The organism is Pseudomonas sp. NFACC41-3 (genome assembly GCF_900109505.1).
Lineage (GTDB): Bacteria > Pseudomonadota > Gammaproteobacteria > Pseudomonadales > Pseudomonadaceae > Aquipseudomonas > Aquipseudomonas chlororaphis.
Window position 1 is genome coordinate 1,677,199 of the sequence record NZ_FOAE01000001.1, and the last position, 22,951, is coordinate 1,700,149.

20 protein-coding genes are annotated in these 22,951 nt (G+C 66.1%); 10 read left to right on the plus strand and 10 right to left on the minus strand.

Annotated elements, in window-relative coordinates:
• Positions 1-159: 159 nt before the first annotated feature.
• The 4 genes from BMY68_RS07590 (at position 160) to BMY68_RS07605 (ending at position 4,933) form a co-directional block, all read left to right on the plus strand.
• Complete coding sequence (locus BMY68_RS07590) at positions 160-1,518, plus strand: glutamine synthetase family protein (protein WP_009044000.1); 1,359 nt, start codon at positions 160-162, stop codon at positions 1,516-1,518.
• Positions 1,519-1,758: 240 nt separating this feature from the next.
• The gene (locus BMY68_RS07595; RefSeq protein ID WP_085530785.1) at positions 1,759-2,847 is read left to right on the plus strand and encodes a polyamine ABC transporter substrate-binding protein; all 1,089 of its coding nucleotides are present in this window, start codon (positions 1,759-1,761) and stop codon (positions 2,845-2,847) included.
• Positions 2,844-4,145 carry an NAD(P)/FAD-dependent oxidoreductase gene (locus tag BMY68_RS07600; protein WP_085530784.1) on the plus strand — a complete coding sequence of 434 codons (1,302 nt, stop codon included), beginning with the start codon at positions 2,844-2,846 and terminating at the stop codon, positions 4,143-4,145. The genes BMY68_RS07595 and BMY68_RS07600 overlap by 4 nt, the downstream gene beginning before the upstream one ends.
• A 113-nt stretch (positions 4,146-4,258) precedes the next feature.
• Positions 4,259-4,933 carry a hypothetical protein gene (locus tag BMY68_RS07605; protein ID WP_062825943.1) on the plus strand — a complete coding sequence of 225 codons (675 nt, stop codon included), beginning with the start codon at positions 4,259-4,261 and terminating at the stop codon, positions 4,931-4,933.
• A 55-nt stretch (positions 4,934-4,988) separates the two neighbouring features.
• Here the strand turns inward: BMY68_RS07605 and BMY68_RS07610 are convergent, their stop codons facing one another.
• Positions 4,989-5,756: an EAL domain-containing protein gene (locus BMY68_RS07610; RefSeq protein WP_085530783.1), complete on the minus strand. Its 768-nt coding sequence runs from the start codon at positions 5,754-5,756 to the stop codon at positions 4,989-4,991.
• Between the two features lie 250 nt (positions 5,757-6,006).
• Here BMY68_RS07610 and BMY68_RS07615 point away from each other — a divergent pair, with 250 nt between their 5' ends.
• On the plus strand, positions 6,007-7,011 hold the full coding sequence (locus tag BMY68_RS07615; protein WP_085530782.1) for an AraC family transcriptional regulator: 1,005 nt from the start codon (positions 6,007-6,009) through the stop codon (positions 7,009-7,011).
• A 157-nt stretch (positions 7,012-7,168) separates the two neighbouring features.
• Here the strand turns inward: BMY68_RS07615 and BMY68_RS07620 are convergent, their stop codons facing one another.
• Entirely contained in the window at positions 7,169-7,693 is a 525-nt protein-coding gene (locus tag BMY68_RS07620) for an SgcJ/EcaC family oxidoreductase (protein WP_085530781.1), read from the minus strand.
• Positions 7,694-7,863: 170 nt separating this feature from the next.
• On the opposite strand from BMY68_RS07620, the gene BMY68_RS07625 reads away from it, so the two are divergent.
• From BMY68_RS07625 to BMY68_RS07640, 4 genes are read left to right on the plus strand one after another with little or no spacing between them, the layout of a single operon-like run.
• On the plus strand, positions 7,864-9,048 hold the full coding sequence (locus tag BMY68_RS07625) for a sensor histidine kinase (RefSeq protein ID WP_085530780.1): 1,185 nt from the start codon (positions 7,864-7,866) through the stop codon (positions 9,046-9,048).
• Complete coding sequence (locus BMY68_RS07630) at positions 9,045-9,719, plus strand: response regulator (RefSeq protein WP_085530779.1); 675 nt, start codon at positions 9,045-9,047, stop codon at positions 9,717-9,719. The genes BMY68_RS07625 and BMY68_RS07630 overlap by 4 nt, the downstream gene beginning before the upstream one ends.
• A complete protein-coding gene (locus BMY68_RS07635; protein WP_085530778.1) occupies positions 9,716-12,058 on the plus strand; it encodes an ATP-binding protein in 2,343 nt (780 codons plus the stop codon). Before BMY68_RS07630 ends, BMY68_RS07635 begins: the two co-directional genes overlap by 4 nt.
• The gene (locus BMY68_RS07640) at positions 12,055-12,507 is read left to right on the plus strand and encodes a response regulator (RefSeq protein ID WP_009044010.1); all 453 of its coding nucleotides are present in this window, start codon (positions 12,055-12,057) and stop codon (positions 12,505-12,507) included. The genes BMY68_RS07635 and BMY68_RS07640 overlap by 4 nt, the downstream gene beginning before the upstream one ends.
• A 14-nt stretch (positions 12,508-12,521) precedes the next feature.
• On the opposite strand, the gene BMY68_RS07645 is transcribed toward BMY68_RS07640, so the two are convergent.
• The 7 genes from BMY68_RS07645 to gabT all read right to left on the minus strand — a co-directional run bounded on the left by BMY68_RS07645 (position 12,522) and on the right by gabT (position 20,517).
• On the minus strand, positions 12,522-13,784 hold the full coding sequence (locus BMY68_RS07645; protein ID WP_085530777.1) for a T6SS phospholipase effector Tle1-like catalytic domain-containing protein: 1,263 nt from the start codon (positions 13,782-13,784) through the stop codon (positions 12,522-12,524).
• A 235-nt stretch (positions 13,785-14,019) separates the two neighbouring features.
• Positions 14,020-15,375 (minus strand): OprD family porin, encoded by a 1,356-nt coding sequence (locus BMY68_RS07650; RefSeq protein ID WP_085530776.1) that lies wholly within the window; start codon positions 15,373-15,375, stop codon positions 14,020-14,022.
• An 80-nt stretch (positions 15,376-15,455) separates the two neighbouring features.
• Positions 15,456-16,661, minus strand: a complete 1,206-nt coding sequence (locus tag BMY68_RS07655; protein ID WP_085530775.1) for an acetyltransferase domain-containing protein — start codon at positions 16,659-16,661, stop codon at positions 15,456-15,458.
• A gap of 80 nt (positions 16,662-16,741) precedes the next feature.
• Entirely contained in the window at positions 16,742-17,512 is a 771-nt protein-coding gene (locus BMY68_RS07660) for a DUF4198 domain-containing protein (protein ID WP_085530774.1), read from the minus strand.
• Between the two features lie 427 nt (positions 17,513-17,939).
• Positions 17,940-18,428, minus strand: a complete 489-nt coding sequence (locus BMY68_RS07665; RefSeq protein WP_009044015.1) for an Lrp/AsnC family transcriptional regulator — start codon at positions 18,426-18,428, stop codon at positions 17,940-17,942.
• A gap of 43 nt (positions 18,429-18,471) precedes the next feature.
• Positions 18,472-19,131 (minus strand): HAD family hydrolase, encoded by a 660-nt coding sequence (locus tag BMY68_RS07670; protein WP_009044016.1) that lies wholly within the window; start codon positions 19,129-19,131, stop codon positions 18,472-18,474.
• Positions 19,132-19,227: 96 nt separating this feature from the next.
• Entirely contained in the window at positions 19,228-20,517 is a 1,290-nt protein-coding gene (gabT, locus tag BMY68_RS07675) for a 4-aminobutyrate--2-oxoglutarate transaminase (RefSeq protein ID WP_009044017.1), read from the minus strand.
• Positions 20,518-20,789: 272 nt separating this feature from the next.
• On the opposite strand from gabT, the gene BMY68_RS07680 reads away from it, so the two are divergent.
• Positions 20,790-21,713, plus strand: coding sequence for a 2-hydroxyacid dehydrogenase (locus BMY68_RS07680; protein ID WP_085530773.1), 924 nt, complete (start codon positions 20,790-20,792; stop codon positions 21,711-21,713).
• 137 nt (positions 21,714-21,850) lie between these two features.
• Here the strand turns inward: BMY68_RS07680 and BMY68_RS07685 are convergent, their stop codons facing one another.
• Positions 21,851-22,930 carry a tartrate dehydrogenase gene (locus tag BMY68_RS07685; protein WP_062825955.1) on the minus strand — a complete coding sequence of 360 codons (1,080 nt, stop codon included), beginning with the start codon at positions 22,928-22,930 and terminating at the stop codon, positions 21,851-21,853.
• Positions 22,931-22,951: the final 21 nt, after the last annotated feature.

The following is a 22,951-nucleotide window of genomic DNA, read 5'->3' on the forward strand; positions in this document are numbered from 1 at the left end:
GGAACCTTGCGCACTCTTTTGGTGCGCTTTGGTGCTGCTTAAAGTGGATAGATGGAACCGCAAGGCTTGCCCAAGATAGTCGCCAACGCGCCACAGGGGAAGCCTTGCCGGACCACCCCAAGCACTGGCGCGTCACCGACAATCATTGACGAGGTCCTTATGAATGCCCCTTTCGATCAGCTGTCTGCCTGGCTGAAAGAACACAAGATTACCGAAGTGGAATGCGTGGTCAGCGACCTGACCGGCATCGCCCGCGGCAAGATAGCGCCCACCAACAAGTTCCTGCATGAGCGAGGCATGCGCCTGCCGGAAAGTGTGCTGTTGCAAACGGTAACCGGGGACTTCGTCGACGACGACATCTACTACGACCTGCTGGACCCGGCGGACATCGACATGGTCTGCCGCCCCGACGCCGCAGGGGTTTACCTGGTGCCCTGGGCCATCGAGCCGACCGCCATCGTCATCCACGACACCTTCGACAAGTTCGGCAACCCCATCGAACTGTCGCCGCGCAACGTGCTGAAGAAAGTCCTGCAGTTGTACGCCGACAAGGGCTGGCAGCCGATCGTCGCGCCGGAGATGGAGTTCTACCTGACCCAGCGCTGCGAAGACCCGGACCTGCCGCTGAAGGCGCCACTGGGCCGCTCCGGCCGGGCCGAAAGCGGACGCCAGTCGTTCTCCATCGACGCCGCCAACGAATTCGATCCGCTGTTCGAGGATGTCTACGACTGGTGCGAAGCCCAGGGCCTGGACCTCGACACGCTGATCCACGAAGACGGTCCGGCGCAGATGGAAATCAACTTCCGCCACGGCGACGCCCTCGACCTGGCCGACCAGATCACGGTGTTCAAGCGCACCCTGCGCGAGGCCGCGCTCAAGCACAACGTCACCGCCACCTTCATGGCCAAGCCGGTGGCCGACGAGCCCGGCAGCGCCATGCACCTGCACCAGAGCGTGGTCGACAGCGCCACCGGCAAGCCGATCTTCGCCGACGCCGAGGGCCGCATGAGCGAGCTGTTCCGCCACCATATCGGCGGCCTGCAGAAGTACATCCCCAAGGTGCTGCCGATGTTCGCGCCCAACGTCAATTCGTTCCGCCGCTTCCTGCCGGACACCTCGGCGCCGGTCAACGTCGAATGGGGCGAAGAGAACCGCACCGTCGGCCTGCGCGTGCCGACCTCCGGCCCGGAAGCCATGCGCGTGGAAAACCGCCTGCCCGGCGCCGACGCCAACCCTTACCTGGCCATCGCCGCCAGCCTGCTGTGCGGCTACCTGGGCATGGTCGAGGGCATCGAGCCGAGCGCCGCGGTGGAAGGCCGGGCCTATGAGCGGCGCAACCTGCGCCTGCCGATCACCATCGAAGACGCCCTGACCCGCATGGAAGAGTGCCCGACCATCGAGCGCTACCTGGGCAGCAAGTTCGTGCGCGGCTACGTCGCGGTGAAACGCGCCGAGCACGAGAACTTCAAGCGCGTGATCAGCTCTTGGGAACGCGAGTTCCTGTTGCTCAGCGTCTGAGGCCTGCGCGCCGCGCACACCGTTGTAGCCGCTGCCGAGCCTGCGAGGCTGCGATCGATGGCGCAGCCATCGCCAGACCGTCGCACGCGGTGTACCTGATGCAACGCGGTTGCCGGGTTTACGACGGCTACGCCGCCGATCGCAGCCTCGCAGGCTCGGCAGCGGCTACAGGGCTACAGGGCTACAGGCGGCTTCATGAATTTGGCAAACACCATAACAACCGCAAAAAGGGGTATCGCTATGCGTCTATGGAAATCGGTGGTTCCGCTGGCCCTCACGGTGCTGTTCGGCGCCACGGCCCAGGCCGAATCGACAGTCAGCGTGTACAACTGGACCGACTATATCGGCGAGACCACCCTCGCCGACTTCCAGGCAAAAACCGGGACCCGGGTCATCTACGACGTCTTCGACTCCAACGAAACCCTGGAGGGCAAGCTGTTGGCCGGGCGCACCGGCTATGACCTGGTGGTGCCGTCCAACCACTTCCTGGCGCGGCAGGTCAAGGCCGGGGCCTTTCTCAAGCTGGACCGCGCGCAGCTGCCGAACTGGCAGAACCTCGACCCGAAACTGCTGGCCCTGCTGGAGCAGAACGACCCCGGCAACCAGTACTCGGTGCCTTACCTGTGGGGCACCAACGGCATCGGCTACAACGTCGACAAGGTCAAGCAGGTGCTGGGCATCGACAGCATCGATTCCTGGGCGGTGTTCTTCGAGCCGGAGAACCTGAAGAAGCTCAGCCAGTGCGGGGTGTCGATGATGGACTCGCCGGACGAGGTGTTCCCGGCGGTGCTCAACTATATGGGCCTGGACCCGCGCAGCGAAAACCCCGCGGACTACAAGAAAGCCGAAGCCAAGCTGCTGGCGATCCGTCCCTACATCACCTACTTCCACTCCTCCAAGTACGTCTCGGACCTGGCCAACGGCAACATCTGCCTGGCCTTCGGTTATTCCGGCGACGTGTTCCAGGCCGCCAACCGCGCCAAGGAAGCCAAGAACGGGGTGAAGATCGCCTATTTGATTCCCAAGGAAGGCAGCAACCTGTGGTTCGACCTGCTGGCGATCCCGGCGGACGCCAGCAATCCCAAGGAGGCCCATGCCTTTATCAACTACCTGCTGGACCCGCAGGTGATCGCCAAGGTCAGCGCCTATGTCGGCTACGCCAACCCCAACCCGGCATCGCAGCAATACATGGACCCCGAGCTGGTGAACAACCCCGAGGTCTACTCACCCCAGGCGGTGCTCGACAAGCTGTACATCTCCAGCACCCAGAGCCCGCAGACCATGCGCCTGATGACCCGCGCCTGGAGCAAAGTGAAGTCCAACCAATGAACCGGCACAGCCCTGCGCAACACACCCGCTCCTACTACGCCGCCTCGGCCAACGCGCTGCCGGACTACCCGCCGCTGAATGCCGACCTCAGCGCCGATGTCTGCGTGATCGGCGGTGGCTTCACCGGGGTCAACACCGCCATCGAACTGGCGCAGCGCGGCCTCTCGGTGATCCTCCTGGAAGCCCGGCGCATCGGCTGGGGCGCCAGCGGGCGCAACGGCGGGCAACTGATCCGCGGCATCGGCCACGACGTCAGCGGCTTCGCCCGCTACGTCGGCGCCGAGGGCGTGCGTTACCTGGAACAGGCCGGCATCGACTCGGTGGCGCTGGTCGGCCAGCGCGTGCGCGAGCACGGCATCGACTGCGACCTGCGCTGGGGCTTCTGCGAGCTGGCCAACACCCCGGCCCAGTTCGCCGCGTTCCAGACCGAGCAGGAACACCTCGCGGCCCTGGGCTACGTGCATGAAACCCGCCTGGTCGCCCCACAGGACATGGCCCGGGTGGTGGCGTCCTCGGCCTATGCCGGGGGCCTGGTGGACATGGGTTCCGGGCACCTGCACCCGCTCAACCTGGTGCTCGGCGAAGCCGCCCTGGCCCGGACGCTGGGGGTGCGGATCTTCGAGCAGAGCCCGATGCTGGAGCTGATCCACGGCGACAGCGTGCAGGTGCGTTGCGCCAGCGGCACGGTGCGCGCCGGCAGCCTGGTGCTGGCCTGCAACGCTCACCTGGATGACCTGGAGCCGCGGCTTGCCGGCAAGGTGCTGCCGGCGGGCAGCTACATCATCGCCACCGAGCCCCTGGCGCCGGCCCTGGCCGCCGAACTGATCCCGCAGAACCTGGCGCTGTGCGACCAGAAGGTCGGCCTCGACTACTACCGGCTCTCGGCGGATCGGCGCCTGCTGTTCGGCGGCGCCTGCCACTACTCCGGGCGCGACCCGGCGGACATCGGCGCCTATATGCGGCCGAAGCTGCTCAAAGTGTTCCCGCAGCTGGCGAATGTACGCATCGACTACCAATGGGGCGGCAAGATCGGCATCACCGCCAACCGTTTCCCCCAGGTCGGGCGCCTGCGCCAGTACCCCAATGTGTATTACGCCCAGGGTTACTCCGGGCACGGGCTCAACGTCAGCCACTGGACCGCGCGCCTGCTGGCCGAGGCCATCCACGCCGGCCACAGCCAGGGCCTGGACATCTTCAGCGCAGTGCCGCACATGACCTTCCCTGGCGGCCCCGCCCTGCGCGCGCCGCTGCTGGCGCTGGGCATGCTGTGGCATCGATTGCGTGAGGTGCTGGGCTGACGGCAAGGGCGGCGGTAGCTCCACAGATCCCTTCAGGGAACGGGTGGAGCCACCGCTGATTGTGTCTACGCTGTTCGACAGGGAATACCGTCACGACTCCGCCAGGAGGCCTTATGTCATCGCCTTGGAACTCACTGGAAATAACCAAGCTTTTTTTCAATGCGCTAACCCCGCTGACAATCTTTTCCATTGGCCTGATGGTGACCGCGGCCAACGAGAAAGCTCGGCTGGATCAACAGGAGAAAGCCAACAACGCCGCCTATGAGCGCGCGGTCGTTGAAAAGAACGAATCCAAGGACCGGGATATCGCAAAAACCGTAATCGAACGCTTGCAGCGTGACGATGCCTGCGCCCGCCCTACCCATCTGCGGGCATTGATCGCAATGGCCACCCCGGACCGCGCCCAATCGCTGCAAGCATTGTTCTCCGAGCAATGCAGCTTGCCGCAGACAGAAACAACGAATACATACGAGGTCGCACGAACCAACGAAATCAGCGGCATATTGACCGACCTGCGCGGCTCGGCCCGCAGGGCCGCCCGAGAACGGCTCAGAACCCTGTTTGAAGCCGACAAGGCATTTGTCGGACCGCTGATTGCCAATTACATGAGCAGCAACCTCAACGACTATCAAGGCATGCTCGGAGCTCTGGTGGTGCTCGGGAGCGCCAATGGCGGTTGGTCAAATGCCGATATCGCCACCCTGCTCAAGGCCCTGGAGGGCAACCCGAATCTCAAGGACAAGACCTTCAAGGGCTGGTACGACAAAGCCATGTCCAACAAGAGTTGAAGGAGCTGGCACGGTGAAACAGCTTCAACCCCGCTCGCCGCCCCTGTAACCCGGCTCACTCCACCACCACGCCCCTGGCCGCCACCCCACGCAACCGGCATGGCGCGCCCAGGCGGTCGAGCCGTGGCCGGCCGAACAGGTAGCCCTGGCCCCATTCGCCACCGCAGGCCGTGGCCAGGGCGCGGTCGGCTTCGCTCTCGATGCCTTCGATGATCACGCAGGGCGCCAGGGTCTTGCACAGCTGCACCAGGTGTTTCAGGGTCTGCACGCTGTTGGGTTCGCTGCGGGCGCGTTGCAGGTAACCCTGGTCGATCTTGACCATGTCAGGAAGGCTCTGGCGGATGAATTCCAGGGTGCCGAGGCCGGCGCCGAAGTCGTCCACCGCCACCCGGCAGCCCAGCTCGCGCAGGCACAGGACAAACTCGATGGCCGCCTCGGTGCTCGGCGGCGTGGCGCTTTCGGTGATTTCGATCACCAGCCGCGCGGCCACTGAAGGCACGTCGCGCAACCGCGCAAGGGTGGCGGACCAGAACGGATCGACGATCGCGCTCTGCGCCGAGATGTTGCAGCCCAGGCGCAGATGCTCGTCCTCCAGCAGGCGCTCGATCACGCCCCCCACCACGCTGCGGTCCAGCTCGCGCATCAGCTGATGGCGTTCGAGCATGGCGAACGGGTAGACGCCATTGCCGGGCTGTTCGACATGGCGCAGCAATCCTTCCAGGTACAGCACCCGGCTGGTGTCGGGCAGCCACACCACCGGCTGGAAGGCCAGCGCCAGTCGCCCCTGCGCCAGTTCCCGATAAAAGTCTTTGACGCTTTGCATGACAGATCCGTAGTCGAAGCGGCGACAGCGCGCCGGGTGGGCTTGGCCAGGATGCGTCGGCGCGCCCGACGCGTTAATGGCTCATTGCCACTTATGATCCCCCCTGCCCGGACGGCTCGAAAGTGTTCCCGGATACCTTTCGTTTGTCCTTGGAAACACCGCACCGCCCTTTCTCGACTGTGGCCCGAGGTTTATTGCGATCATGCGCCAGCGCCAATGACATCAATTAGCCACCAGTCCAGGAAGTACTATGCACAGAATGACCGGCACCAGTTTCCGGGTGCTTGCCGATGTCCTGAGCGACGCCGGAGTCAAGGTCGAGGCCTTGCTCAAGCGCCATGGCAGCAGCCACCAGGAGGCCTGTGAAAACCCCATGGGCGTCAGGCTGGAGCTGGTCTACGCGGTGCTGCAAGACGCCGTGCACCTGTGCGGCAACCCGGACCTCGGCCTGCTGGCGTACACCAAGGCCCACCCGGCCAACCTGGAAGTGCTCGGCTACGCGCTGATGTCCGGCGCCACCCTGGGCACCGCGCTGCAACGCCTGGTGGACTATCACTCGCTGGTCAGCAACGGCTTCTACCTGTGCCTGGAGCGCAACCCCCAGGCCGTCACCCTGATCGGCTTCGACATCGCCCTCGAACCGGGCCTGGTGCCGCGGGCCTTTATCGATGCCGGCGCGGCGCAGACCCTGGGCCTGGTGCACTGGCTGCTGCCCGGGCACAAGCCGCAACCGCTGGCGGCAAGCTTCACCTACCCGCGACCGCCCGACACCCGCGCCCTGGAGCACCTGCTGGGCGCCAACCTGCAGTTCGACGCGCCCTACAACAGCCTGAGTTTCAGCCCGCGCGATTGCGCCATGGCCCTGCCCAGCGCCGACCCGGCCCTGGACGTGCTGCACATGGAATACGCGCGAACCCGCCTCAAGCTGCTGCTCGACGGCTCGATGACCGCGCAGGTAAGGCGGGTGTTGTCCGAGCGCCTGGCCCAGGGCGGGCCCAGCGACCTGCGGCATATCGCGCAGTTGGTGGGGGTCAGCAGCCGCAGCCTGCAGCGACGCCTGGGCAACGAAGACATGCACTTCTCGGCCCTGCTCGACGAGGCGCGGCTGATGCTGGCCCACAGTTTCCTGCGCAACTCGGCGCGCAGCGTCAAGTACATCGGCGCCCTGCTCGGCTTTCGCGACCAGAGCAGCTTTCACAAGGCCTGCCGCCGCTGGTTCGGCATGACCCCGGGGCGTTATCGCCAGGAAGGCTGAAGACCGCAAAACGCCGGGGCGATCCCCTGTAGGAGCGAGCTTGCTCGCGATGAACTCAAGAGCGCCGCGTTTACTCAAGTAAAGACGCGGTGTCGTTAGCCACCCTCGCGAGCAAGCTCGCTCCTACAAGATCGGCATCCGGCTGGTCAGATGAAATTCAGCGATGGCTGGCCTGCAGTTGCGGCTGTGCCTGGGGCATGGCCGAGGAATGGTGGTTGAGGATCTTCCACTGGCCGTCGATGCGCTCGTAGAGGAAGGTGTAGCGCGCCTGCACCTGGCGGGTCGCGCCACCGGCCTCGTGCAGGGTGAAGGTATAGACGCCGCTGTCCATGGCCGCGTCCGGGCCCAGGCGGCGGATTTCCCGGTAGTTGATCTGGCCCACCGGCTTGCCCGCGAGGAAATGCTCGAAGTAGTCCTGGATCTGCGCCGGGGTGGTGCGCACCTGGTTCGACACGGTCGGCTGGAGGATCGCGTCGGCGGCGTAAAGACTGGTTACGTTTTTTGCACTGCCACTTTGCAGGGCCGCGTTCCAGCGATCGAACAGGCCGGCAATCTCCCGGTCTTCCTGATTCTGCGGCTGCGCGGCGACGGTGCGGTACACATAAGGCGTGGCGTCCAGGGCCTGGGCCAGGGGCGCGGTCAGGGCCAGCAACAGGGCAATGGCGGTGGTTGGCAGTTTCATCGGAAGGCTCCAGTGGGTTTCAATGCGCCCACTTTGCCCACCCGTTGCTGCCTCGCCATCGGCCAACCGGTGCCGGCGGCCTATGCCATTCGGCAGATAGGCCCACAGCCGGCAACCGGGTCTAATGCCTGCTCGCGAGCGCACGCCCTTCACGCTGGAGCCTGTTTTTCATGCAAAGCCCGACCCACGACCCCGGCAGCGCCCTGGCCATTCGCAGCCAGTATCGCCAGGCGCAAAGCCGCGCGGCGCGCCTGCGCCTGCTGGTGGACACCGGCCAGGAACTGACCCAGCTGCCACCCGCGGCCATGCGCCAGCGCGCCCTGCAACGGGCCTGTGCCTTTATGGCGATGGACCACGGCCTGCTGCTGGAATGGCACGCCGCCCAACCGCCCCAGGCCACCGCCCAGCACGGCGGCAGCGAACGCCTGGCCGCCCTGCACGAGCTGGCCAAGTCTGCGACCCTGCACCCCGAATGGCTGCCGCAGACCGATACCGCCCTGCCCCAGGTGCTGCGTATTCCCCTGCCCGGCGCCGACGGCCAGGCCTTCGGCGCGCTGCTGCTGGCCAACAGCGTGGCCCTGGCCGCGCCCGACAGCGAGGACCTGGAATCCCTGCAACTGTTGGCCACCCTGCTGGCGGCGCACCTGGAAAACCAGCGCTTGCTCCAGGCCCTGCAAGCCCGGGAACGCACCATGTCGGAACTGGTGCACCGGCTGTTCAGCGCCCAGGAAGACGAACGCAAGCGCGTGGCCTACGACCTGCACGACGGCCTGGCGCAAACCCTGGCCGGGCTGCACCAACGCCTGCAGGGGTTTGCCGGGCGCTGCCCGACATTGCCACAGGAGCTGCACAACGAGCTGCAAAGCATCCTGACCCTGGCCCAGGGTTGCGTCGGCGAGGGCCGGCAGTTGATCGGCGGCCTGCGCCCCAACGTGCTGGATGACTTTGGTCTGTACAAGGCCATCGACAAGGAAGCCGACCGCCTGCGCGACGCCGGTCTCGAGGTGCACTGGCGGCAACAGTCCAGCGCGCGCCTGCCGGGCGCCAGCGAGATCGCCCTGTTCCGCATCGCCCAGGAAGGCATCAACAACATCCTCAAGCATGCCCGGGCCAGCCGCGCCGAACTGAGCCTGCAGCTGGCCGATGGCCAGGCCGCGCTGGCGCTGGCAGACAACGGCGTCGGCTTCGCCCTGGACAGCCCGCTGTCCAGCTGCGGCGGCCAGCACCTGGGTCTGGCGGCGATGCAGGAACGCGCCAGCCTGCTGGGCGGCGAGCTGTCCTGGCACAGCGCCCCCGGCCACGGCACCCGCCTGCTGGCCCGGGTGCCGCTGCCCACTGCGGGAGAGCAGCCATGAACCCTGCCCTGCGCCTGGTGCTGGCGGACGATCATGAAGTCACCCGCACCGGTTTTGTCGCCCTGCTCGCCGGCCACCCGGAGTTCGAGGTGGTCGGCCAGGCCCGCGATGGCCAGGAAGCCCTCGACCTGTGCGAGCGCCTGCAACCGGACATCGCCATCCTCGACATCCGCATGCCGCTGCTCAACGGCCTGGGCGCCGCGCGCCTGCTGCACCAACGGCAACCGGCGATCAAGGTGGTGATCTTCACCATGGACGACAGCCCCGACCACCTGGAAGCGGCGATTGCCGCCGGCGCCGTCGGCTACCTGCTCAAGGACGCCAGTCGCGGCGAAGTGCTCGGCGCCCTGCAGCGGGTGGCCCAGGGCGAGGAAGCCCTCAACAGCAGCGTCAGCGCCCGGCTGCTGCGGCGCATGGCCGAACGCAACGCCGGCGGCAGCGGCGGCGCCCAGGTTGTCGCCCTGACCGCCCGCGAACGCCAGGTGCTGGGGCTGGTGGCCGGCGGTTTCAGCAACCGCGAGATCGGCGAAAAGCTCGGCATCACCACCGGCACCGCCAAGGCCCATGTGGAACGGGTGATCGGCAAGCTCGGCGCGGCGGACCGCACCCAGGCCGCGGTGCGCGGCATCGCCCTGGGGCTGGTGGCGCAGCCCGCGGGAGACTGGCCATGAGGCTCCTGGCCAGCCGGCACTGGCTCGACCTGCCGCTGCGCGGCAAGGCGCTGGTGGTGATTTCCCTGCCGCTGGTGATCCTGCTGCTGTCGCTGGTGCTGATCTACATCACCGAACGCCAGACCGCCCGCGCCGAGGAGGACGTGCGCCGGGTGCTGCTGGTGCAGGGCGACATCCAGACCGTGCACACCCTGCTGGCCGAAGCGGCGGCCAGCGTGCGCGGCTACCTGCTGACCCGCCGCGAAGACTTCCTGCCCAGCTACGAACGTGCCCAGCCGCTGATCCAGGCCGCGCTGCAACGGCTGGACAGCAACATTCGCGATGCGCGCATGCGCGACCACCTCAAGGCCATCGCCCCGCTGATCGGCCACAAGCTCGACGGCCTGGTGGCCCTGCGCAACGGTCGGCCCGACGACAGCGCCAGCATCACCGCGATCCTGATCGAGAACAAACAGGTGCTCGACGTGCTGCGCGAGCAGATCAGCGCCATGCGCATCCGCGAAGACGGCCTGCTCGCCGAACGCAGCGCCGCGGCCTCGGCGACCCGCATGCGCCTGCTGCTGGCCACGCTGCTGGCGGCGCTCTGCGGCTTGTTTGGGGCGATTGTCGCGGTGCTGTTCTTGTCCAAGGGCATAGTCGCCCGGGTGCAGCAGGTGCAAGGCAACGCCCAGCGCCTGGCCCTCGGCCAACCGTTGCGGCCGCAAGCCCCGGAACAGGACGAAATCGGCCAGCTCGGCACCCGACTGGTGGAAGCCGGGCAGCTGCTGGCCGAGCGCGAGCGGGCCCTGCGCGACAACGAAGAACGCCTGCGGCTGATCATCGACGGGGTCAAGGACTACGGGATCTTCGCCCTCGACACCCAGGGCCGGGTCACCACCTGGAACGCCGGCGCCGAACGGATCAAGGGCTACAGCGAACAGGAAATCCTCGGCCGGCACTTCTCGCTGTTCTACCTGGCGGAAGAATGCCCGGCGCACCCGGACATGGCCCTGCGCGAGGCCACCCGCGACGGCCACTACATGGAAGAGGCCTGGCGCTGCCGCAAGGACGGCAGCCGCTTCTGGGCCAGCGTGGTGATCACCGCGCAGTACGATGCCAGCGGCGCGTTGCGCGGCTTCTCGAAGATCACCCGCGACATCACCGACCGCCGCGCCGCGGAAATCGCCCTGCGCACCGCCCGCGAGGAAGCCGAAAGCGCCAGCCGCGCCAAGAGCGAATTCCTCTCGCGCATGAGCCACGAACTGCGTACCCCGCTCAACGCCATCCTCGGTTTCGCGCAACTGCTGGACATGGACTCGCCGAGCGGCCAACGGCCCCAGGTCGGCCATATCCTGCGCGCCGGCCAGCACCTGCTGACCCTGATCAACGAGGTGCTGGATATCGCCCGCATCGAGGCCGGGCACCTGGCGCTGAATGTCGAGCCGATCGCCCTGGCCGCGGTGCTGCACGAGGCCCTGACCCTGGTCTCGCCGATGGCCACCGACGCCGGCATCCAGCTGGCCGCCCTGCCCGCGCTGAGCGAACACAGCGGGGTGATCGCCGACCGCCAGCGGCTGATCCAGGTGCTGCTCAACCTGCTGTCCAACGCCATCAAGTACAACCGGCCCCAGGGCCAGGTGCGGATCGCGGTCAAGGTGCTCGACACCCGGGTCGAGGTGGCGGTCAGCGACACCGGCGCCGGCATTCCCCTGGAGCGTCTGGACCAGTTGTTCCGCCCCTTCGAACGCCTGGGCGCCGACCCGCGGGTGGAAGGCACCGGCCTGGGCCTGGCCCTGAGCAAGAGCCTGCTGGAAATGATGGACGGCAGCCTGCGGGTGCACAGCACGCCGGGCCAGGGCTGCTGTTTTACCTTGCAACTGCCCTTTGTCCAGGTGGCCGCGACCGGCACGCGCCTGGCCCTGGAGCAACAGCTAGTGGAACAACCGGCGGCGGTGCTGCCGGCCCGGGTCGAGGCCGTGGCATACCGGGGCCAGGTGCTGTGCATCGAAGACAACCTGTCGAGCCTGGCGCTGATCGAAACCCTGCTGCAACGCCGCCCGGGCATTCGCCTGCTGTCGAGCATGCAGGGCCAGATGGGCCTGGACCTGGCGCGCCAGCATGCACCGCAACTGATCCTGCTGGACGTCAGCCTGCCGGACCTTGCAGGCATGGAAGTGCTGCGCCGGCTGCGGGAGTCGCCGAGCACCGCCAGCACCCCGGTCGTGATGATCACCGCCGACGCCAGCGCCCTGACCCACCGCGCCCTGTTGCAGGCCGGGGCCACGGCGATCCTGACCAAGCCCATTCATATCCCGGCGTTTCTCGCCCACCTTGAGCAACATTTACCGGAGCCCGCATGAACCACGATTTGCGCATCCTGATCATCGACGACCAGCGCCCCAACCTCGAGCTGATGGAGCAACTGCTGGCCCGCGAAGGCCTGCACAACGTGCTGAGCAGCACCCAGCCGCTGCGCACCCTGGAGCTGTTCAACAGCTTCGAGCCGGACCTGGTGATCCTCGACCTGCACATGCCCGAATTCGACGGCTTCGCCGTGCTCGAACAGCTCAACCGACGGATCCCGGCCCACGACTACCTGCCGATCCTGGTACTGACCGCCGACGCCACCCGCGACACCCGCTTGCGCGCCCTGGCCCTGGGCGCCCGCGACTTCATCAGCAAGCCCCTGGACGCGCTGGAAACCCTGCTGCGGATCTGGAACCTGCTGGAAACCCGCGCCCTGTACAAAGCCCTGCGCCAGCAGGTGCCGGCGCAGCAGATCGAGCTGCTGCGCCGGCATCGGCAGTGAATGGGCGAGCAGCCCTAGAGGTTGTACTCATCCAGCCTCGGCGAGTCGCCCACCTGCTCGATCAGCGCGGCATCGATGCGCAGCAGGTTCTCCGGCTGGTAGGTCAGCTGGCTGCCCCAGGGCTGGTCGTCGGCCAGGGAGCCTTTCAGGCGGACAGCCACGGAGTCATGCACCCGGACTTTCTGCCCGGCCCCAGGCACAGGAATCTCCCGCGACCTGGGTTTGCCGAACGGCGGCATCGAACCGTATTCGCGGACTCGCTTGTGGGTTTTCGGGTTCCAGACCAGGCGTGGCACCCACTCGGCGATCAGCCAGTTGCGGGTCAGGGAATCGTGGGCCTGGACCAGCGGATCCCGTAGCACCGAGGATGCTGGATAAAGTTGCGCGCGACAGGCTTCGACATCGATGCTCAACCCGGCCTCTAGGCACTCGCCGACCATCCAGCGCAAGGCAATCAATGCCAGCTGCGATTCGCCGGCGGGGTAACCGCCGCCCACATCGGCATGCACGCCGGCGAACCAGACCTGTTTCAGGTTCACGCCCTGGCCTTCTGTCCAGAGGTTCTGGCGGAAAAAGCTGCGGCGTTCGTCCAGGGACACCGCATGGCGGATGATCTTCACGTCCTCGTTCCGTCGCGTGTAGGGAACGATCAGCGGGTCGTACACCCAGCCCACCGAACTCACGGTGTCGAACAGCCCGAGAAAGTGAATGCTCACCTTCCGGGCAAAGCTGGCCTTGAACGCCCCCATCAACTTGAAGTCCGGTTTTTTGTCCGCGCTCATGCGCCACCAGGCGTAACTCATGGCGCGTTGGCGATTCGGTCTGGAGCTGTTTCCATCGGGTTGCAGGCGCGTGGTCAGCAGCGACCAGGCAAAGTCCATCAGCTGGACCTGATGGGCCGGCAACAGGCCGATGGTGTGCAGCAGCGCCGCCAGGACCCGCACCGCGTAGGAGCCGCGGGAGAAACCGAAGAGGAAGATCTGGTCGCCGTCCCTGTAGTTCTCCATCAGGAAGCGGTAGGCATTGAGCACGTTGCGCTTGATGCCCCAGCCGAACATCAGCCCGGCGATGCGCGACGGCACCTTCTGCCATTCGAACAGGGTTTCGCTGAGCCCGAAGGTGCCCACGCCCTGGTCGTAATAGGCCAGCAGCGTTTCGCTGTCCTTGGGTAGCGAGCGAAACAGCCGGACCACGTTGGTCGGTTCGTCACTGAAACGGTTGTTGGTGCCATCGATGCAGACAATCAGCTGGCGCGCCTTGATCCTTGTGTTGTCCACGACCTGGTTCCCTCGAGAGTCGTCAAGTGAGGTTCCCGCGCGGCCAGTCGGCCAGGCGAGGACCGGTGCCACCCTACGTCCGTGTCATGACAACTGCTGCGGTAAAGCGTGAAGGGCTCTCCAAGGCATAGCAGCATTAACGGTGCCCGGCCATAAAGCCCCGGGCAATAAATGTCCGGACCATGAAAACCCCTCCGCAAGGAGGGGCCGGGCGCCGACGAGCCGTGCCTGGGCGCTAGAACCTGCCGCCCAACGGATACTCGATCGCCAGCCGCAGCTGGTCGGCATCCAGTTCGGCCTGGGCCTTGTTGCCGCGGTGCACGGCGTGGCGCAGGGTGACGGCGAGGTTTTTCGCCGGGCCGGACTGCACCACGTACTTGGCCTGCAGGTCGCGTTCCCAGTGCTTGCCGCCTTCGCCGTAGCCCAGCCAGGCGTAGCCGCCGCGCGGGTCCATATGGCTGCCGTCGATGCCGCTGCCGCGCACGTACAGGGCGCTGAAGGTCAGGCCGGGCACGCTGTAGCCGGCCATGTTGAGGTCGTAGCGGGCTTGCCAGGAGGCTTCCTCAGGGGCGTTGAAGTCCGACAGGGCCACGGCGTTACTGAGCAGGATCGCGCCACGGGTGACGTAGTCGTAAGGCGTGTCGCCGTCGACCTTCTGGTAACCCAGGCCAAAACTGTGGGCGCCGCGCTTGTAGGTCGACATCAGGCTCCAGGTGGTGTTGTCGATGCGCCCCGACAAGGCCTTGCCGGTGTCCTGGGTGCGGTACAGGTTGAAGTCGAACGTCAGGTCCTGGCCCGGGCTCAACGGCAGGTTGTAGAGCGCGCCGAGGTACTGCTGGCGCCAGGTGTCTTCGTACAGGGCGCTGAACAGGCTGGCGTTGAGGCCCTTGATTGCAGTATTGCGCACACCGATCAGGTCGAAGCTGTCGCCCTGCTGGCCATTGGAGTAATTGACCACGAACCCCTGGTCGTGGCTGGTGGCGTTGCGGTCGGTGCTTTCGTTGAAGTGGCCGCCGTACAGGGTGGTGTCGCTCAGCTCGCGGCTGGTGAGGAACCAGCCGGTGGCGGTCTCGGGCAGCAGGCGGCTGTCGGAGGAACCGAACACCGGGGTCTTGACCCGCTGCTCGCCGTAGCGCAGTTCGGTGGAGGAAAAACGCAGCTTGGCCACCGCGCCGCCGCGACTGAACTCGTCCTTGGGGTGGCCGTCGTTGTCCACCCCCAGCAACCGCGCCTTGCCGGCCCGGCCACCGCCGCTGTCGAGTTTCCAGCCGGAATACACATGGGCGTCCAGGCCGAAGCCGAGCGTGCCCCGGGTAAAGCCGGAGCTGTAGTCGGCCATCAGGCCGTAGGCCCACTCCTCGGCCAGGTCGCTGCGTTCGGCGCGGGGTTTGTAGGCGTTGCGCGCGCCGTTGCTCAAGGAGCCGTGCCGATAGTCGCGACGGTCGTAGAGGCTGCGGTTGAACAGGCTCCACTGGCTGTCTTCGATAAAGCCCTTGGCATTGTCCTGCTCCGCGGCCAGCGCGAGCAGGCTCTGGCCTCCCCAATGCCAAAAAAATGCCAACAGCAGGGTGTGTCGGGTCAAGGTCTTCACTGTGGAACTCCCGAAAATCGATAAATGACAGGCGATAGGAAGCAGTGCGCCGCTATACGGGCGCACCACCGGGATCCCACTCAGAGGTATTTGAGGATCGCGATATCGCGGCGACGCTGCTTGAGGCCGGCGAACCAGCGCGTCGGGAAGAACAGCAGCACGCCGAGGATCAAGCTCCACAGCCAGACGCCGGACAGGTTGTCGAAGCCGTAGTAAGTGCCCTGGTTGGCGCCCCAGATGGCCACGGCCACCAGGTACATGGCCTTGAGCACGTACAGGTGCAGCAGGTAGAAGAACATCGGCGCGCCGCCGTAGATCGCCAGTTGCGCGGTCGACCAGCGTTCCTGGACCTTCTCGAAGTACGCCAGGAGGATCAGCCCCAGGCCCAGGGTGGGCATCAGGAACATCAGCGACGGTGGGTACTTCCTGGCGCTCATGAAGCTCATGAAGGTGCGCAGCGCATCGCCGGTCTGCACCCAGGGTTTCTCGCCGTAGACGTTCAGGTAGCGGATGAACACGAAGGCCACCAGCAGGCCGACACCGACCTTGAGCAGCCGCGAAATGCGCGCCGCCGGCTGCACGTCCTTGCCGAACCACGGGCCGATGGCCCAACCCAGCAGGATCACGCCGATCCATGGCAGCACCGGGTAGGTGGTGCGGGCCCGGGTGAACTCGGTGATGTCGATGAACACCCGCTGGTGCAGGATCGACCAGGGCACGAAGAACGGCGACTCGGGGCCCACCACCACGTCATCCAGCAGGTTGTGCCCGGCGACGATGGCCACCCCCAGCACGATCAGCCAGCTGCGTTTGAAGTGCAGCAGGCCGGCCAGCACGATCATGCAGATGCCGATGCACCAGATCACCTGCAGCCACAGGGTCTTGGGCGGGAACTCGGCGTTCCAGGCAAAACACACGAAGGTCAGTTCGAGGAACACCAGGAACAGGCCGCGCTTGAGCAGGAACACCGAGGTTTCCCCGAGGCTGTGTTTCTGGCTGTAGAGCCAGGCCGACAGGCCGGTGAGGAAAATGAACACCGGCGCGCAGATCTCGCTGAGCATGCGGGTGAAGTACAGGTCCGGGGTCACGCTCAGGGCGTCGATCGGGTCGGTGACCTGGCGATGCAGGAGGAAGGTCTCGCGCACGTGGTCCACCAGCATGCACAGCATGACGAAACCACGCAGGGCGTCGATCGCCAGCATCCGCGTATTGGCCTTGGCCACGCTGCCCGCCAGCGCAGGGGACGCAACGCCCGCCTGCCCTGCCAATCCAGTAGAAAGAGTCATATCAGTCACTCATGTTGAAGGTCGTTGAACCTGGGCAAAAACCCTGTCGCCGACTCGGCACAGGGGGTCGGGACACGGGGTCAGGATTGCTTTTTCAAGCGCGCGACTTCCGAGGCCGGCAACGTTGAAGGCGCCCGTGGCAACGGCGGCTTGCCCTGTGGCTGGTGGAACGACAGCGTGGAACTGAAGCTCTTGAGGTCGTAGGCCTCGGCCTGGTTGTCCGGGCCCTGGCGGGTACCCGGGGTGCGGTCCTTGTATTCGGTGGCCACCACGTAGGTGCCCCGCCACGGCAGCGCGAAGCTGACCTTGCCGTCCTTGTCGCTGGTCTGGGTGAAGACTTCGCCCGAGCCGGTTTCCAGGATCACGTCCTGGGCGGCCAGCGGCTTGAGTTCGTAGAACACCTGGAACTGCACCTGGCCCGCGGCGGCCACGCCGGTGGGGACGATGTCCAGCGCCAGTTCCGGCTGGCGCGCGCGCAGGTCGCCGACCCAGCGGGTGGCGGGCGTCCAGTAGGTCTTGAGGGTCTTGCCGCCTTCGTGCAGGTCGAAGATCGGATACTGCGTGTCCTGCGCCAGCAGGCTTTCGTCGGCCTTGGGCTGGTGACCGACGCTGAACGACTGGCGTTGCAGGCTCAGCCCCAGGGCAGGATTCGCCGCCGACCAGCCCTTGAGCTGGCGGAAGCGGTCGAGGCCGCCGGGGGTCACTTCCAGCATGTTCTTGTCGTACTCGCCGTAATACAGCGTCAGGGGCTGCCCCGGCGTGTGCTCGTACCAGATCTGGTGGGCCTGGGTACCGCCGGCCAGCATCAGCGCGCCCAGCCCTATCAATGTGTTTGCCGTGCTCTTGTGCATCGTGTTGCGCTCCTTTGTGCTCTCATTCAACGAATCGCCGCCCCCGCTCTGATGGCGTTGAACTTCCCGGGGAGACGATGCGCACCTACCACTGGCTGGCATTACAGCGCAGGCCGTTCTGTGCTTTGTTCCGATTTGCCGCGGCACACGCCCGTCGCCTGCTGTTTTCTCAAGGCAAACAGCGATTTATGCGGTGTGCGCCAGGCTGAAGCATCCAGGGGTCAGCGGTGCGTGGATTGTCCGATCGGGGTGCACGCGGGGCTTTTCATGCCCGGTGTTGCTTCCTTGCGCGCCACCCGCTGTCACTCACGGGCCCGGCAAAAGGCCGGCCCAGACGCAAGCGCGCCCGGTCAGGGGCGCGCGTGAGGGTGATTGATCAGGCGACAAAATGTTATCAGATAACATTTCATTTTGAGAGAAGAACGCGTCAGTGGCGCAACAATTTACGCAGGGGCACGCCGTCCTTGAGGACCGGCGACTTGATGACGATGTAGCTGAAGTACTTGGAGATGCCGATGTTCTTGTCCAGCAGGCTTTCCACCACCTCCTGGTAATGCTGGATGCTGCGGGTCATGAACCGCACCAGATAGTCGTAGCCGCCGCTGATCAGGTGACACTCGAGCACCTCGTCCACCAGGCGGATATTCGACTCGAACTTGGCGAAGTCTTCGCGCTTGTGGTCGCTCAGGGTGATCTCGGTGAACACCATGACCGAGTCGGTGATCTTGGCCAGGTTCAGGTGCGCCTTGTAGCTGGAAATGTAGCCGGCCGACTCCAGGCGCTTGACCCGCTGCAGACACGGACTGGCCGACAACCCCACGGCGTCGGCGAGGCTGACATTGGTCATGCGTCCGTCTTTTTGCAGCTCAACCAAGATGTTGATATCAATACGGTCCAGTTTGACTAAACCTTCCATCGTTTACCTCTTGATTGCTGTGGGATGCAATCGACAAGCAAAATCAGCGCCGTAACGACGCCTGATGCTGGGCCACCAGGTCGGCCATGCTGTTGATGCAGTAGTCGGCGGCGCAGGGTTGCGGATTGCGGCTGCCGGCGCGGCAAATCAGGCACAGGCCCGCCGTCGCTTGCGTCGCGGTGGCCGGCGGCCGGGTCACCTGGAGAATGTCCTCGGCGCGCAGGTCGTTGTCCGCCAGCCACTGGCGATCCTGCAGCGGCTGGCTGGCCAGGGAGATGAAATCGTCCTGGGCGATCCCCAGCCGCTCGCACAACAACGCGCGGTCCTCGGCATCGCGATCGCCCTGCACCAGCAGCCGATAGAACTTGCGCAGGTACAACATCGCCCCCGGCGCGTCCTCGAACAGCGACCAGCCCGCCACCGAACGGGCGAAGCTCATGCCCTCCTCCCAGGACGCCTTCAGGCCCCAGCGCTCGGCCAGCTGGCGATGGGCGAAACACAGCAGGCCGCTGAACCCCAGCTCGGCGAAACGCGGGTACAGGCCCCGCACCGTTTCGGCGAATTCGCCCAGCACCTGTTCCTTGTCCGCCTGCCCGCGGCGACTGTCGAGCAAGGGCTGCAAGGCGGCCCAGACCCCCGAGTCGCGGTCCACCAGGACCGCGTCGCAGTCGATCAGCAACGCACGATAATCAGTCAGCCCCATGGCGTGTACAGCCTCCTATGATGCGTTCCATCGATCCATGCTCCAAAAATGCCCACCGGTGGCGCCCGGCAGCCCGGCGCCGACCGGGGCATCAGCTCAGTTCAAGACTCGTGCCAGCGCGGCGTCGAGAATCGCCAGGGCTTCGTCGATCTGCTCGGGGGTTGTTACCAGCGGTGCCAGGAAGCGCAGGACGTTACGGTGGACCCCGCACTTGATCACCAGCAACCCGCCCAGGCGCGCCTGGTCGATCAGCCGCTGCGTCAGCTCGGCATCCGGGCTGCGCGCCGCGTCGTCCTTGACCAGTTCCAGCGCCAGCATGAAGCCGCTGCCACGCACATCGCCGATGCATGGGTACAGCCGCTGCAGGCGCAGCAACCCTTCGCGCAGACGCAAGCCCAGCGCCACGCCGCGGGCCAGCAACTGTTCCTCTTCGTAGGCATCCAGCACCGCCAGCGCCGCGGCGCAGGCCAGGGCGTTGCCGCCGTAGGTGCCGCCAAGGCCGCCGGGCAGCGGCGCGTCCATGATCTGCGCCTTGCCCACCACGCCGGACAGCGGCAAGCCGCCGGCCAGGCTCTTGGCCACGGTGACCAGGTCCGGCTGGATGCCGGCGTGCTGGAAGCCGAACCAGCTGCCGGTGCGACCGAAGCCCGTCTGGATTTCATCAAGGATCAACACGATGCCGTGTTGCGTGGCCAGGGCGCGCAAGGCCTGGAGGAACTCCGCCGGAGCGGCGAGGAAACCGCCGTCGCCCTGCACCGGCTCGATGATGATCGCCGCCACGCGCTCGGGCGCGACCTGGGTGGCGAACAACTCCTGCAATGCCTGCAGGGCCATCTCGCTGCTGACCCCGCGATAGGCGTTCGGGTACGGCGTATGGAACACCTCGGGGGCAGTGCCGAAGTTCTGTTTATACGGCTGGCTCATGCCGGTCAGCGTGCTGCCGAGCAAGGTGCGGCCATGGAAACCGCCACGAAAGGCGATCACCGCCGGACGCTGGGTATGGGCGCGGGCGATCTTCACCGCGTTCTCCACGGCCTCGGCGCCAGAGGTGAAGAACGCCGCCTTGTAGGGCTCGGCGCCGCCGATCATCTGGCTCAGGCGCCGGGCCAGGTCCAGGTAGGGTCTGTAGGCCACCACCTGGAAGCAGGCATGGGAGACTTTCTGCAACTGCGCCTGCACCGCCGCCACCACCCTGGGGTGGTTATGGCCGATGTTCAACACGCCGATGCCGCCAACGAAATCCAGATAGCGCTCGCCGTCCACGTCCCACACCTGGGAGCCCTCGGCGCGGTCGATGACCAGCGGATGGGCAGTGACCACGCCCCGCGGCACGAACCGATCGCGCTGCTGGAGCCAATGAGGTGTTTCGTCGACCTTGCTATTCATGGCGTTCCTCATACTGAGCCAGGCAACCGGGAAGCGGTTGCGATGGCTTCAGATTAAGGCTTCGACGGAACCGACTTAGCCGAACTTGGCCCCTGAGAAATCCGGATCCACTGTTTTCACCCCGGCAAACGGCAGATTCCTTCAGCCCCGCCGAATCTGCCGGCCAGGGCCGCGAAGCGTGCTGCGCAAGGCTTTCGGGCGCGGCCTTTCGACAGATCCTGCTTTGCCGTTACGGCATCATGAAAGCATCCCCCGTCGATCAGGAGCCGCCCATGGCCCTTCTCTATAAAGCTGACCCCGTGCGTGGCGAACACTGGCGGGCGCTGTTCGCCGAACAGGCCCCGGACATTCAATGGCGCGCCTGGCCGGACCTTGGCAACCCCGAGGAGATCCGCTACCTGGCGGCCTGGCAGGCACCGGACGATCTGAGCCTGTTGCCTAACCTGGAAGTGCTGTTCGCCCTCTCGGCCGGGGTCGATCAACTGGACCTCGCGCGCCTGCCGCCGGACTTGCCGGTGGTGCGCCTGCTGGACCCGGGCATCACCCGGGGCATGTGCGAATACGCCAGCTTCGCCGTGCTCAGCCTGCACCGCGACATGCTGCGCTACCGGCAGCAACAGCTCGCCCGCTGCTGGCAGGCGCACCTGCTGCAACCGGCGGCGCAACGCCGGGTCGGGGTCATGGGCCTGGGGCAACAGGCGCAGCAGATCCTCGCCACCCTGCGGCCGCTGGGGTTCGCCCTGTCCGGTTGGGCCCGCAGCGCCCACCGCATCGACGGCGTGCAGTGCTTCGCCGGCGACCAGCAGTTGCCGGCCTTTCTCAGCCAGTGCGACATCCTGCTATGCGTACTGCCCCTGACCGAACAGACCCAGGGCATCCTCGACCGCGAGCTGTTCCGTCAGCTACCCCGTGGCGCGGCGCTGATCAATATGGGCCGTGGCGGCCACCTGGTGGAACAGGACCTGCTCGACGCCCTGGCCAGCGGCCAGCTCAGCGGCGCGGTGCTCGACGTCCTGCAACAGGAACCGGCCCCGGCCGAACACCCGTTCTGGGATCACCCGCAGATCCTCCTGACCCCGCACATCGCCGCCATGACCCAGCCGCAAAGCGCCTTCGCCGTGCTGCTGGACAATATCCGTCGCCACCAGCGCGGCGAACCGATGCTCGGGCAGATCGACCGAACCCAGGGCTACTGACCCCCACGATCGCTGTAGCCGCTGGCGCAGCCTGCGATCGGCGGCGCAGCCGTCGTAAAACCGCTGATCGCGGTGCATCAGGCCGACCCGGGATACAGCCTGGCGGGCTAGCGCCCGATCGCAGCCTTCGGCAGCGGCTACAGCGCTTCGGCAATCGCCGCGCCGACGTCTTGGGTCGAGGCCTGGCCGCCCAGGTCCGGGGTGATCGGGCCCTGGGCGATCACCTGTTCGATGGCCTTGAGAATGCCGTCGTGGGCGTCGCGGTAGCGCTGCTCGCCATTGCCGAGGAAATCCAGCATCAGCGCGCCGGACCAGATCATCGCGATCGGGTTGGCGATATTGCGTCCGTAGATGTCCGGCGCCGAGCCGTGCACCGGCTCGAACAGCGACGGGAAGCGCCGCTGCGGGTCGAGGTTGGCCGAAGGCGCGATGCCGATGGTGCCGGCACAGGCCGGGCCGAGGTCGGAGAGAATGTCGCCGAACAGGTTGGAGGCCACCACCACGTCGAAACGCTCCGGCTGCAAGACAAAACGCGCGCAGAGAATGTCGATGTGCTGCTTGTCCCAGCTGACCTGCGGGTACTGCTCTGCCATCAGCGCCGTGCGCTCGTCCCAGTACGGCATGCTGATGGAAATCCCGTTGGACTTGGTCGCCGCGGTCAGGCGCTTGCGCGGCCGGGCCTGGGCCAGGTCGAAGGCGTACTGGAGAATGCGGTCCACGCCACGCCGGGTGAACACCGACTCCTGCAGCACCAACTCATGCTCGGTGCCCTCGAACATCTTGCCGCCCACCGAGGAATACTCGCCCTCGGTGTTCTCGCGGATCACCACGAAATCGATGTCCCCCGGCTCGCGCCCGGCCAACGGGCACGGCACCCCGGGGAACAGCCGCACCGGGCGGATATTCACGTACTGGTCGAAGTCGCGGCGGAACTTGAGCAGCGAACCCCACAGGGAAATATGGTCCGGCACCTTGTCCGGCCAGCCCACGGCGCCGAAGTAGATGGCGTCGAAATCCTTGAGCCGCTCGAACCAGTCCCCGGGCATCATCTGCCCGTGCTCCAGGTAGTAATCGCAGTGCGCCCAGTCCAGCACCTCGATCTCCAGGTCCAGCCGCCACTTGTGCGCTGCCTGCCGCAGCACCCGCAATCCTTCCGGCAGCACTTCCTTGCCGATCCCGTCGCCGGCGATGGCGGCGATCCTGAATGCCTTGCTCATGTCGCATGTCTCCTCGAAGTC